At 70.2% G+C, this 13,147-nt stretch carries 7 protein-coding genes, 1 tRNA gene and 1 pseudogene; 7 read left to right on the forward strand and 2 right to left on the reverse strand.

Annotated features, from left to right (window positions below; genetic code table 11):
* Positions 1-3: 3 nt before the first annotated feature.
* Positions 4-2,745, reverse strand: coding sequence for a DUF262 domain-containing protein (locus tag KKZ08_RS26220; protein ID WP_223776766.1), 2,742 nt, complete (start codon positions 2,743-2,745; stop codon positions 4-6).
* Positions 2,746-3,006: 261 nt separating this feature from the next.
* Positions 3,007-3,078, reverse strand: a tRNA-Arg gene (locus tag KKZ08_RS26225).
* A 155-nt stretch (positions 3,079-3,233) separates the two neighbouring features.
* Between KKZ08_RS26225 and KKZ08_RS26230 the strand changes: the two genes are divergently transcribed.
* The 7 genes and pseudogenes from KKZ08_RS26230 (at position 3,234) to rho (ending at position 12,889) form a co-directional block, all read left to right on the forward strand.
* Positions 3,234-3,758, forward strand: a complete 525-nt coding sequence (locus KKZ08_RS26230) for a response regulator (RefSeq protein ID WP_223776767.1) — start codon at positions 3,234-3,236, stop codon at positions 3,756-3,758.
* A gap of 377 nt (positions 3,759-4,135) precedes the next feature.
* Positions 4,136-5,244, forward strand: a pseudogene (gene nrtL, locus KKZ08_RS26235) (ArgS-related anticodon-binding protein NrtL).
* Between the two features lie 127 nt (positions 5,245-5,371).
* Entirely contained in the window at positions 5,372-6,763 is a 1,392-nt protein-coding gene (gene lysA / locus KKZ08_RS26240) for a diaminopimelate decarboxylase (protein ID WP_223776768.1), read from the forward strand.
* Positions 6,764-6,866: 103 nt separating this feature from the next.
* Positions 6,867-8,159, forward strand: a complete 1,293-nt coding sequence (locus tag KKZ08_RS26245) for a homoserine dehydrogenase (RefSeq protein ID WP_223776769.1) — start codon at positions 6,867-6,869, stop codon at positions 8,157-8,159.
* A 6-nt stretch (positions 8,160-8,165) separates the two neighbouring features.
* A complete protein-coding gene (thrC, locus tag KKZ08_RS26250; RefSeq protein ID WP_223776770.1) occupies positions 8,166-9,224 on the forward strand; it encodes a threonine synthase in 1,059 nt (352 codons plus the stop codon).
* Positions 9,225-9,475: 251 nt separating this feature from the next.
* Complete coding sequence (gene thrB, locus KKZ08_RS26255) at positions 9,476-10,396, forward strand: homoserine kinase (RefSeq protein WP_223776771.1); 921 nt, start codon at positions 9,476-9,478, stop codon at positions 10,394-10,396.
* A 378-nt stretch (positions 10,397-10,774) separates the two neighbouring features.
* Positions 10,775-12,889 (forward strand): transcription termination factor Rho, encoded by a 2,115-nt coding sequence (rho, locus tag KKZ08_RS26260; protein WP_223776772.1) that lies wholly within the window; start codon positions 10,775-10,777, stop codon positions 12,887-12,889.
* Positions 12,890-13,147: the final 258 nt, after the last annotated feature.

Below are 13,147 nucleotides of genomic sequence, written 5' to 3' on the forward strand. Positions count from 1 at the left end.
GCATCAGAGGGAGAACTTCTCCTGCTCCTCAGACGGCTCGTGCGCAGTGACTTGCTGGACGAACCAAGACATGACGCCGAGAAGTTCCTCGGGCCGGTTCGCCAGCACCTCAAGAGGGAACGACGGCCGCAGTTCAAGCTTCGCCTCCGCCAGTTCGATACCCGGGATGGCATTCAGCCGGGACATGAAGTCCTGACGTAGCCCGCTGTCGTCGAAAGGCGGCCTGGAGCGCATGTACTGGAATACGACTTCAACCGTGCCGAACACGGGATAGAGAGTGAACGGCCAGATGGCAGCGGCACGGGACGAGGACTTCTTGCGCAGCATCAGGAAGCAACTGGTCTCGGTCGCCTTCCCGTAGTCGAGGTGGCATCCGGGGGCGAGCCCTTCCCACGCCCTGAGGAAGGCCAGGATGGCTTCCGCAGCGTCAGGTCGGTTTGCCCGGAGCAGTTCGGTGAAGCGCGTGCCGCGCGCGTCGATCGTCATGTTCGTGGCCGCCGCATTCGAGGAGCCACTCGACGTCTCGGTCTCGGGCACCTCCTTGCCCAACAGCGAAGCGAGATCTTCCGCGGTCAGGCGGTGCGAACTGCGCGCTTTGCCACTGGCGTCGAACGGAACCCCCTCCGCGTGCAGGAGTGAGAGAGGGCTGCCGCCATGTTCGTCCTTCGACCAGCGGAACGACCCGGAGACCCGGCCTGCGGCGGTCAGGACCCGGTACGCCCCGTGCACCCCGGATTTCGTGGCGAGAAAGTTGCCGACCGGCACGGGATGGCTGCCGATCAACTCGGCGATGTCCCCGTAGGTGGTCCACGTACCGGCGGGCATGGCGATCAGTGCGGCACGCAGATCGGCCCACCCCGACCACTCCTCGCTGTCCACGCGCTGCTCCCCTTGGGGGCCGGGCCACAGGGAGATGGCCCGCGCCGCCAGGTTGCCGGCACGTTTCAGGATCTCCTTGCGGCCCCACCGGCGCGTGGCAGCGATCTCCTGGTTCATGCGGAGCGAACTCGCCTCCAGGATCTGCTGCTTCCGCTCGAAGGGGTGATTGGACAGCTTGGAGTTCTCGGCCGACAGCGTCAGGTTCCCCAAGGTGTGCACGAGCAGATCGTGCAGGTCTTGAGGCGTCTGGCCGTCGTCCGCGTCCTCGGCGAGGATGTCGAGCCAGGCCTGAGCCGGCCGCTGCGGGAGCACGTGTTCCACCGTGAGCTTGGCCTTGTCGAAGTCGACGGGCTCCGTCGAGCCGTAGCTCTCCTCCAACCGCCGCAGAACGTAGGCGCGCTGCTGGGCTTGCCCGTTCCAGTAGAACGGCTTGCTCCGGATCCCCTCGGCGACCTCAGCGTCGGTGGGCCAGCCGCGGCGCCGGCCCAGGAGGTAACGCTGGACCGCCTCGGCGGGCGACCGGTCGGACTCCATGTCGCCCGGCATCGACATGAAGAGCCGGTTCAGACTCTGGGTGCTGGCCTGACACAGCATGCGGCGGACGAGGAAGCCCTCCACGTACGAAAGGGCCTCCGCGACCTCGTCGGCCCCAGCACGCCCCGAGTCCACGAGGTCGAGCAGGTGGAGTGCGATCGGATAGTGAATGCGGCCGCCCCAGTCGGCGAGGTGGCGCAGCTGTCGGCGCAGTTCGTCATGCGGCTCCAGGCCGGGGTCGAGGATCCGCCGCAGCAGCTCTGCGCGCCGAGCGAGCTCGCCGATCTCTTTCTCCAGCGCCTCTTCGTTCCCCGCCAGCGGCTCCAGCCGCTGCTGCTGGACACGGTAGATGTCGGTCTGCTTCGTCTTGCTCTCACCGCGGACAACGAGGTCGAGCCAGACGAGGAGCTCCAGGTTCTTCGGCCCGAGCTGCTGCTGCATGGGCAGCCACAACTGTGCGTACACGCGCTCGCCCCGGCCGGGGAGCAGCATGAACACGTAGTTCCGGAGCAGATCACTCTGGCTCAGACCGACGCCGGTGTTGTTGATCGACTCGAAGATCCGGTAGACGTTGTCGCCGCGCTCGGCGGTGATCTCCACGATGGAGAGCAGGTCCCGCAGGACGATCTCCACCGAGGCCGTCCACCCCTCGCCGTACTGGTCCTGCCCGCTCGCCAGCACGCCCCGGAAGAAGCGATAAGAGGCCCCGATGTTGTCGGCGCCGCCCGAACGGGGGCTGTTGGAGATGCAGGCCCCGAAGGAGGCCCGGTCGGCTTGCGTAGGAAGCAGCCGGAAGTGCTCGTCCCCCTCCAGGAACTCATTGACGAGGTACTGGCGATGGATGCGGTCGGCGATCCGGACGGACCCCTCGGCTGCCGAATCCCTGATGTGGTCGCGCAAGGCAGCAAAGGCCAACATGAGGGTGGTGAGCCGCTGTTGCCCGTCCACGACGAGCCAACGCTGTACTCCTCCGGCCTGCAACTGCCCTGGGGCAAGCACGACCGAGCCGAGGAAGTGGGAAGCGGGACTGCCTCCTTCGAGCTGCTGCTCGGTCAGGTCGATCAGGTCGTCCCACAGCCGTTCCAACTGCTTCCGTGTCCAGCTGTAAGTCCGCTGGTAGAGAGGAACCTGGAACTGCTTCTCCCCTTGAACGAGCTTTAAAAAGGTGATCTCTTGCGCGCGCAAGGAGCGGCCCCCTCCGATGTGGATGTCTTGCTCGTCGGCCTCGCGACCTGTGACGTCTCCCCATGGGAATCGTAGTCCGCCTACGGGGTGCGCCCACCGGATCAGCTCCAGCGGTGCCGCTAGGGCACCGTCTCGCCTGTCCCGCACAGCTGGTGCCGGATCTCTGGCTTTGGTTGACGACCCTGAGAGAAGAGAACGCTCGACAAGCCGAGCGAGAGAGCGCCCCGGAGCGGCGTGCTCATCCGGAGGAATGGCCGAACGCCGACTGACGCAGCCCGCGAACCCGCGAAGCGCCTGCCTCATAGAGGCGGGCGTGATCTTCGACGAGAACGCCCAGGGCCGCACACGCGAAGACCCCGTCCTCAGCGAAGCCGCTGATGGCGGGGTCTTTGGGCACCTACTACGAGGTGCCCCCGGCAGGATTCGAACCTGCGCACACGGCTCCGGAGGCCGTTGCTCTATCCCCTGAGCTACGGGGGCGTATCGTCGCGGTTGCGCGGCGACGGGTAGAACCCTACCAGCTCTCCGGGGCTCTCCATGAACAGGTATTTCGGGGTCCCGGGCGGCCGCGGCGGGGCCGGCCCGGACCTCGTGGATCCCGGGCCCGCGGCCCCCGCGCCTCGCACGGGGCGGAAGTGGGGAAAACCGGGACGCGGCGGTGGGCGTGGACCTACTCTCGAGTTGTGTCAGGCGCGCCCGGCCGTGTGCTTGTTGTGGACGACAACAAGGTCATTCGGCAACTGATCAGGGTCAACCTCGAGCTGGAGGGCTTCGAGGTCGTGACCGCGGCTGATGGTGCCGAGTGTCTGGACGTCGTGCACCAGGTCCAGCCCGACGTGGTCACCCTCGACGTCGTGATGCCCCGGCTCGACGGTCTGCGGACCGCCGCCCGGCTGCGTGCCGACGCTCGGACCCGGCATCTGCCCGTCGTCATCGTCAGCGCGTGTACGCAGTACGAGGTCGAGAGCGGCCTCGAAGTCGGCGTCGACGCGTTTCTCGCCAAGCCTTTCGAGCCCGGCGAACTGGTCGGGACCGTGCGGCAGTTGATGGAGCGCGTGGGGCGGCGCGGGTCGTTGGGCGACGACGGTTGCCGTGGTGGGGACGGCGACGGTACGGGTCTCGTCGGCGAAGCGGAGCGGGCCACGCAGCCCGGTGCCTGAGACCCACCCCGGGCAGGCCTGGACCGTCGGGCCGTCCGGCCCGTATGGGGGGCTGACCGTTCGGGTTCGGGCCGGATGATGATGCCCTGGCCCTGTCGAGCGGGGCGGGGGTCCGGCGAGCGGTGGCTGGGGCGTGGCTAGCGGGGAGGACAGGGCAGTGGCGCCCCGTGATCATCCGACGCGCACCACCACCACCGCCTTGCGGCACGCCATGTGCTTGGCCCGATCACCCCGCCACCCGAAGCCAGCCCTGCACACCGCCAGCCAAGCCCCCGCCCCCTCACACACACCCAGGCGAAGCCCACCCCCGTCCACATCCCAAGACCACCGGGAAACCAAGTCGCCGACCCACCCCCCTCCTCCCCTACGCTTGACCCGTGACCCCCGCCGAACTCTCCCGCACCGTGCTGCGTGCCACGCGTCATGCCGTTGACGCGGGCGAGCTCAGCGTGGCCGTGCCGGAGAAGGTGGGAGTGGAGCGGCCCCGGCCAGGAGGCCGCGGGGACTACGCCACCAACGTCGCCCTCCAGATCGCCCGCGCCGCCGGCCGCACGCCCAGGCAGGTCGCCGAAGCCGTGGCCCCGCGGCTCGCCGCCGAAGCCGGGATCGCGGGGGTCGACATCACCGGGCCCGGGTTCCTCAACATCACCCTCGCCCAGTCGCCCGCCGAAGCCCTCGTGCGCGACGTCCTCGCGCGCGGCCGCTGCTACGGGCACGTCCACCCCGACACCGGGCAGCTCGCCCAGATCCACGCCCCCCACGAAGTCCGCGCCGTCGTCGTCGCCGACGCCGCCCGCCGCGTCCTGCGCTCCCAGGGCGCCCTCGTCCGGGTCACCTGCGACGCCGCCCCCGACCCGCGGTGGGTGGACATCCTCGGGGTGCGCGTCGACGCGTACGGCATCCCGCCGCAGCCGCTCCCCACCCTCCGGCCCGTGCCCGCCCCGCCGACCCCCTCCCCCTCGGCCGCGACGCCGCCCGCTGGGCCCTGCTGCACCCCGCCGCCCACGACCACCCCCGCCTCACCCCGGCCGCCCCGTTCCCCCAGCGGTGACGCCGGGCGCCGCCACCCCCGCCCCACCCCGGCCACGACGACGTCGCCGAACACCTCACCCAGCGCGAGAGCAACCCCCTCTTCCGCGTGCGGTACGCCCACGCCCGCTGCCGCGCCCTCACCCGCAACGCCGCCGCCCTCGGCTTCGACGCCCACCCCGGGGACGTACAGCACGCGCAAGACCTCCTCGCCGCCCTCGCCGACCACCCCCCCGTCCTCGCCGCCGCCGCCCACCACCGCGCCCCGGACCGCCTCGCCCGGCATCTCGTCGTCACCGCCGACGCGCTGCTTGCGTACCAGCACGCCGTTCTACCCCGCGGTGACGAGAAACCCTCGGCCACCCACCGCGCCCGGCTCGCGCTCGCCGAAGCCGCCGGGGCGGTGCTCGCCGGTGGCCTGTCCCTGCTCGGCATCAGCGCACCTGAACACCTGTGACATCTGTGACACCCATGACATCCGTGACCCCCGCGACGCCAGCGCCCCCCGCGACGCCAGCGCCACCCGCGACGCCCGCGAGCCACGAGTCCCGCGTGTCACCCGTGAGAGACGAGACATACGAGCCATGAGCCGCTCCGCACACCCCGCAGGACCCCGCCACGCCGACGTGCTGCCCGAGGGCCACTACAGCGCGCCGCCGACCGATCTCAACGCCCTGGACGCCAAGGTCTGGTCCCGCACCGCCACCCGTACCCCCGAGGGCGTCCTCAGCATGGGCGGCATCGAAGTGACGCGCCTGGCCGAGGAGTTCGGCACCCCCGCGTACTTCGTCGACGAGGCCGACTTCCGTGCCCGCTGCCGCGCCTGGCGCGACGCCTTCGGCACCGACGCCGACGTCTTCTACGCCGGCAAGGCCTTCCTCTCGCGGGCCGTCGTGCGGTGGCTGCACGAGGAAGGGCTGAACCTCGACGTGTGCAGCGGCGGTGAGCTCGCCACCGCCCTCGGCGCCGGCATGCCCGCCGAGCGCATCGCCTTCCACGGCAACAACAAGAGCGAGGAGGAGATCGAGCGGGCCGTCGCGGCCGGCGTCGGCCGCATCGTGCTCGACTCCTTCCAGGAGATCGTGCGCGTCTCGCACATCGCCGAGCGGCTCGGCCGGCGCCAGCCCGTGCAGATCCGCGTGACGGTGGGCGTCGAAGCGCACACCCACGAGTTCATCGCCACCGCGCACGAGGACCAGAAGTTCGGGATCGCGCTGGCAGGGGGGCAGGCCGCGGAGGCCGTGCGGCGCGCCCTCAAGCTCGACGGGATCGAGCTGATCGGGATCCACTCCCACATCGGGTCGCAGATCTTCGACATGGCCGGCTTCGAGGTCTCCGCGCGGCGCGTCGTGCAGCTGCTCGCCGAGGTGCGCGACGAGCACGGCGTCGAGCTCCCCGAGATCGACCTCGGCGGCGGCCTCGGCATCGCCTACACCTCGGACGACGACCCGCGTGAGCCGCACGAGATCGCCAAGGCGCTGAACGAGATCGTGACGCGCGAGTGCGCCGCCGCGAACCTCCGCACGCCCCGCATCTCCGTCGAGCCCGGCCGCGCCATCGTCGGCCCGACCGCCTTCACGCTCTACGAGGTCGGCACCATCAAGCCCCTCGAAGGACTGCGTACGTACGTCTCCGTGGACGGCGGTATGTCCGACAACATCCGTACCGCGCTCTACGACGCCGAGTACACCGTCGCCCTGGTCTCCCGCCGCTCCGACGCCGAGCCCATGCTGGTGCGCGTGGTCGGCAAGCACTGTGAGAGTGGCGACATCGTCGTACGCGATGCCTTCCTGCCGGCCGATCTCGCGCCCGGTGACCTGATCGCCGTGCCCGCGACCGGCGCGTACTGCCGCTCGATGGCGAGCAACTACAACCACGCTCTTCGCCCGCCCGTCGTCGCCGTCGACGACGGTGCGGCGCGGGTGATCGTCCGGCGTGAGACGGAGGAAGACCTCCTGCGCCTGGATGTCGGATGATGAAAAATATGGAATAGATGTCTCACCATTCGGACAATGGACGGAAAGTCCGTTCCGGTGGGTGAGACTGGTCCCACTGTAGATGTATGAGAAGTGAGGTCGGATGATGCGTACGCGTCCGCTGAAGGTGGCGCTGCTGGGCTGTGGGGTTGTCGGCTCAGAGGTGGCGCGCATCATGACGACGCACGCCGACGACCTCACAGCGAGGATCGGCGCCCCGGTGGAGCTCGCCGGGGTCGCCGTCCGCCGCCCCTCCAAGGTGCGCGAGGGGATCGACCCGGAGCTCATCACCACCGACGCGACCGCGCTGGTCAAACGCGGTGACATTGACGTCATCGTCGAGGTCATCGGCGGCATCGAGCCCGCTCGGACCCTCATCACCACCGCCTTCGAGCACGGCGCCTCCGTCGTCTCCGCGAACAAGGCGCTCATCGCGCAGGACGGCGCCGCGCTGCACGAGGCCGCCGTCGAGCACGGGCGTGACCTGTACTACGAGGCCGCCGTCGCCGGTGCCATTCCGCTGATCAGGCCGCTGCGCGAGTCGCTCGCCGGTGACAAGGTCAACCGCGTTCTCGGCATCGTGAACGGGACGACGAACTTCATCCTCGATGCCATGGACACCACCGGTGCCGGGTATCAGGAAGCGCTCGACGAGGCCACCGCGCTCGGGTACGCCGAGGCCGACCCCACCGCCGACGTCGAGGGCTTCGACGCCGCCGCCAAGGCCGCGATCCTCGCCGGCATCGCGTTCCACACGCGCGTACGCCTCGACGACGTCTACCGCGAGGGCATGACCGAGGTGACCGCCGCCGACTTCGCGTCCGCGAAGCGCATGGGCTGCACCATCAAGCTCCTCGCCATCTGCGAGCGGGCCGCCGACGGCGGCTCCGTGACCGCGCGCGTGCATCCCGCGATGATTCCGCTCAGCCACCCGCTGGCGTCGGTCCGCGAGGCGTACAACGCCGTCTTCGTCGAGGCGGAGGCCGCGGGACAGCTGATGTTCTACGGGCCCGGCGCCGGTGGCTCGCCCACCGCCTCCGCTGTCCTCGGCGACCTCGTGGCCGTCTGCCGCAACAAGCTCGCCGAGACCACCGGACCCGGCGACTCCGCGTACACGCAGCTGCCCGTGGGCTCCATGGGCGAGGTCGTCACGCGCTACCACATCAGCCTCGACGTGGCCGACAAGCCGGGCGTCCTCGCCCAGGTCGCGACGGTCTTCGCCGAGCACGGCGTATCGATCGATACGGTCCGTCAGACGGGCAAGGACGGCGAGGCCTCCCTCGTCGTCGTCACCCATCGCGCGCCCGACGCCGCCCTCACCGGCACCGTCGACGCGCTGCGCAGACTCGACACCGTGCGTGGTGTCGCCAGCATCATGCGGGTTGAAGGGGAGTAGGCAGTAATGAGCCACCAGTGGCGCGGAATCATCGAGGAGTACCGGGAGCGTCTGCCGGTCTCGGACACCACGCCGGTCGTGACGCTTCGCGAGGGCGGCACGCCGCTCGTGCCCGCGCAGGTGCTCTCGGAGCGCACGGGCTGCGAGGTCCACCTCAAGGTCGAGGGCGCGAACCCCACCGGGTCCTTCAAGGACCGCGGCATGACCATGGCGATCACCAAGGCCAAGGAGGAGGGCGCGAAGGCCGTCATCTGCGCCTCCACCGGCAACACGTCGGCCTCCGCGGCCGCCTACGCCGTACGGGCGGGCATGGTCTGCGCCGTCCTCGTGCCGCAGGGCAAGATCGCGCTCGGCAAGATGGGCCAGGCGCTCGTCTACGGCTCGAAGATCCTCCAGGTCGACGGCAACTTCGACGACTGCCTGAACCTCGCGCGCGCCCTCTCCGAGAACTACCCGGTCGCGCTCGTCAATTCGGTCAACCCGTTCCGCATCGAGGGCCAGAAGACCGCCTCGTTCGAGATCGTGGACGCCCTCGGCGACGCCCCCGACATCCACGTCCTTCCCGTCGGCAACGCCGGCAACATCACGGCCTACTGGAAGGGCTACAAGGAGTACGCCGCCGACTCGGTGTCGACCCGTGCCCCCCGGATGTGGGGCTTCCAGGCCTCCGGTTCGGCGCCCATCGTGCGCGGCGAGATCGTCAAGGACCCCTCGACGATCGCCACCGCGATTCGCATCGGCAACCCCGCGTCGTGGCAGTACGCGCTCGCCGCGCGCGACGAGTCCGGCGGTTTCATCGACGAGGTGACGGACCGTGAGATCCTGCGCGCCTACAAGCTGTTGGCGTCCCAGGAGGGTGTCTTCGTGGAGCCCGCGTCGGCCGCCTCGGTCGCCGGTCTGCTGAAGGCCGCCGAACAGGGCCTGGTCGACAAGGGACAGAAGATCGTCTGCACCGTGACCGGAAACGGCCTGAAGGACCCCGACTGGGCCGTCGCCGGCGCCCCGCAGCCGGTCACCGTCCCGGTCGACGCGGCCACCGCCGCCGAGCGCCTCGGCCTGGCGTGACCCGCCGGCCGCGGGCGTAAGCCTCCGGCCGTATACGAGGGGTGGCACAGGGGGCTTACGACACGCATCGTGCGCCTCCTGTGCGCCCTATGTCGCCAAAGAACCTTCCTTCGATAGGCTGTACCGAACCCGCCCCGCCGCATATGCCGCGGAGCCGCCGTAGTTCGCGGCCTTCGGGTGTTCCGTACATGTGGCACGTACCGAAAATACGCAGCCTCGAAAACACGCAGCTCAAGGAGAGTCATCGAGCGATGGCCGGTCCAGCGTTCCGCGCCGCCGCCGTCCGGGTGCGCACCCCCGCCACCAGCGCCAACCTCGGTCCGGGCTTCGATGCCCTGGGCCTGTCGCTGGGTCTGTACGACGACGTGGTCGTCCGGGTGGCCGACTCCGGCCTGCACATCGACATCGCGGGGGAGGGCAGCGACACCCTGCCGCGCGACGAGTCGCATCTGCTCGTACGATCCCTGCGCACCGCCTTCGACCTGCTCGGCGGACAGCCGCGCGGTCTTGAGATCGTCTGCGCCAACCGCATCCCGCACGGCCGCGGCCTCGGCTCCTCGTCCGCCGCCATCTGCGCGGGCATCGTCGCCGCACGCGCCGTGACCATAGGCGGCGAGGCCAGGCTCGACGACGCGGCGCTGCTCGAACTCGCCACCGAGATCGAGGGCCACCCCGACAACGTCGCCGCCTGTCTGCTCGGCGGCTTCACGCTCTCCTGGATGGACGCGGGAGCGGCGCGGGCGATCAGGCTGGAACCCGCCCATTCCATCGTTCCAGTGGTTTTCGTGCCCGGGAAGCCCGTCCTCACCGAGACCGCGCGCGGCCTGCTGCCGCGCACCGTCCCGCACGTCGACGCCGCCGCCAACGCGGGCCGGGCGGCCCTGCTCGTCGAGGCCCTCACCAGGCGCCCCGAGCTGCTGCTCCCCGCCACCGAGGACCGGCTGCACCAGGACTACCGCGCCCCGGCCATGCCGGAGAGCGCCGCCCTGGTGGAGCGGCTGCGCGCCGACGGCGTGCCCGCGGTGATCTCCGGCGCGGGACCCACGGTCCTCGCGCTGGCCGAAGACAGTGCGGCCGACAAGGTCGCACGCCTGGCGGGCGAGGGCTGGGCGGCCAACCGCCTGGCGCTCGACGCCGGGGGGGCGAGCGTGCTGCCGCTCGCGCCCCAGTGAAGGCAGGGATCTCGGGGCGACCCGATTTCGAGAGGGGGAATGTTTGTTGGATCCGGTAGTGTTAATCTCAAGTCTGCACCCGACCTCACCATGGCGAGGTGCTTTGTGTCCCCGTCCGGGACAACCATTCTTCCGGGAGCCTCCCAAACTGCTTCGTGCCCCGCACTGAGCGGTCCGAGCACGCTCCGGAACCGGCGTGACCGTGCCGAGTGACACCGCACATCAGTGGCACCGCATCGCAATCGCCATCATCAATGAATTCTTCCGCCTCGTTGGCGGACCACCGCCCCGGCACGGTCCATACGCATAGGACCGCCGGACAGCACAACCGGTCGCCGAGCCAGACAGGCCGACGTCCGCTCCAGGGAAGGACCCTTCGTGAGCGACACCACCGATCTGATGGGCGTGACTGCCGACACGCCCGCCACGGACGCCTCCGCGGCGCCTGCCACCGGTGCTTCGGCCGGGTCCCGGCGGCGCCGCGGCACCGGCCTCGAGGGCATGGTGCTGGCGGAACTGCAGCAGGTCGCCTCGGGCCTTGGTATCAAGGGAACCGGGCGCATGCGCAAGAGCCAGCTGATCGAGGTCATCAAGGAGGCGCAGGCAGGGGGCGGAGCCCCGGCCAAGAGCGCCGCGCCTTCCGCGGACACCACCGAGACCAAGCCCAAGCGCCGGGCCACCTCGAAGGCCCGTACAGGCGAGGACCAGGGCGCCGAGGGTGCCGGCAAGGCGAGCAAGGCCGACAAGACCGAGAAGGCCGGCAAGGCCGAGGGCGGCAAGGCCGAGAAGGCCGCCGCACAGCAGCAGATCGAGATCCCCGGCCAGCCGGACGGGGGCGCCGTCCGCGCGAGCGAAGCCGAGCGCGGGGCAGACGACCAGCCCGCCGGTGAGCGTCGCCGGCGCCGGGCCACCGCCGACGCGGGCAGCCCGGAGACGGTCACCGCCGAGGCGAAGGCCGACACCAAGACCGAGGTCAAGGCCGACGCGGCCGAGGCCAGGGGTGACAGGGGCGGGGACGGCTCCGGCGACAGCGCCGAGGGCCGCCGCGAGCGCCGCGACCGCCAGGGCCGCGGCCGTGACCGCGACCGCCGCGGCAACAGCGGCAGCAAGGGCGACGACCAGCAGGGCGGTGGCCGTCCGGACCGCCAGGAGCGGCAGGACCGCCAGCAGCAGGGCAGCGGCCGTCCGGACCGCCAGGACCGCCAGCGTGACAGCGGTCCGCGGGCCGACGAGGACGGGGACGATTTCGAGGGCGGCCGCCGCGGCCGCCGGGGCCGTTACCGTGACCGCCGTGGCCGTCGTGGCCGCGACGAGCAGGGCTTCGGCAACGAGCCGCAGGTCTCCGACGACGACGTCCTGATCCCCGTCGCGGGCATCCTGGACATCCTCGACAACTACGCGTTCATCCGTACGTCGGGCTACCTCCCCGGTCCCAACGACGTCTACGTCTCGCTGGCCCAGGTCCGCAAGAACGGCCTGCGCAAGGGCGACCACGTCACCGGCGCGGTCCGCCAGCCCAAGGACGGCGAGCGCCGCGAGAAGTTCAACGCGCTCGTGCGCCTGGACTCCGTCAACGGCATGGCGCCCGAATCCGGGCGCGGGCGCCCGGAGTTCAACAAGCTGACGCCCCTTTACCCGCAGGACCGGCTCCGCCTGGAGACCGACCCGGGCGTGCTCACCACCCGCATCATCGACCTCGTGGCGCCCATCGGTAAGGGCCAGCGCGGTTTGATCGTGGCCCCGCCGAAGACCGGCAAGACCATGATCATGCAGGCGATCGCCAACGCGATCACGCACAACAACCCCGAGTGCCACCTGATGGTCGTCCTGGTCGACGAGCGTCCGGAAGAGGTCACCGACATGCAGCGGTCGGTGAAGGGCGAGGTCATCTCCTCGACTTTCGACCGCCCGGCCGAGGACCACACCACGGTCGCCGAGCTGGCCATCGAGCGCGCCAAGCGCCTGGTGGAGCTGGGCCACGACGTCGTCGTACTGCTCGACTCGATCACGCGTCTGGGCCGTGCGTACAACCTCGCGGCCCCGGCCTCCGGCCGCATCCTGTCCGGTGGTGTCGACTCGACGGCCCTCTACCCGCCGAAGCGCTTCTTCGGTGCCGCGCGCAACATCGAGGACGGCGGCTCGCTGACCATCCTCGCGACCGCGCTCGTCGACACCGGGTCCCGCATGGACGAGGTCATCTTCGAGGAGTTCAAGGGCACCGGCAACGCCGAGCTCAAGCTCGACCGCAAGCTCGCCGACAAGCGCATCTTCCCGGCGGTGGACGTGGACGCGTCCGGTACCCGCAAGGAAGAGATCCTGCTCGGCAGCGACGAGCTCGCCATCACCTGGAAGCTGCGCCGTGTGCTGCACGCGCTCGACCAGCAGCAGGCGATCGAGCTGCTCCTGGACAAGATGAAGCAGACGAAGTCGAACGCCGAGTTCCTGCTCCAGATCCAGAAGACGACCCCGGCGCCGGGCAACGGCAACGACTAGTCGTCCCGGCACCGAAAAGGGCCGCCCCGTCACTCCTGTGACGGGGCGGCCCTTTTCGGTGCGGGCGAGACCTTGGCCACACGCGTAAGAGATTCTCACGGTCACCGCTGGTAGCGCCGCCCCGCATGAAACCGCAGGTGAAAGGCGGAAATCGGGCGGCGGTGCGAACTGTGCGTAATGGTCGCTTACCGGGGCGCACACAGGGTGCCGTGCAACCCTTCTTTCGGCTTTCACGTCTGACAAGTGACGGAAAGCCGC

It is taken from the genome of Streptomyces sp. 135 (assembly GCF_020026305.1).
Lineage (GTDB): Bacteria > Actinomycetota > Actinomycetes > Streptomycetales > Streptomycetaceae > Streptomyces.

Excerpts from the sequence above, each read along its gene's own strand:
- lysA (WP_223776768.1), top strand. The coding sequence starts at position 5,372 with ATGAGCCGCTCCGCACACCCCGCAGGACCCCGCCACGCCGACGTGCTG.
- KKZ08_RS26245 (WP_223776769.1), top strand. The coding sequence starts at position 6,867 with ATGATGCGTACGCGTCCGCTGAAGGTGGCGCTGCTGGGCTGTGGGGTT.
- thrC (WP_223776770.1), top strand. The coding sequence starts at position 8,166 with ATGAGCCACCAGTGGCGCGGAATCATCGAGGAGTACCGGGAGCGTCTG.
- thrB (WP_223776771.1), top strand. The coding sequence starts at position 9,476 with ATGGCCGGTCCAGCGTTCCGCGCCGCCGCCGTCCGGGTGCGCACCCCC.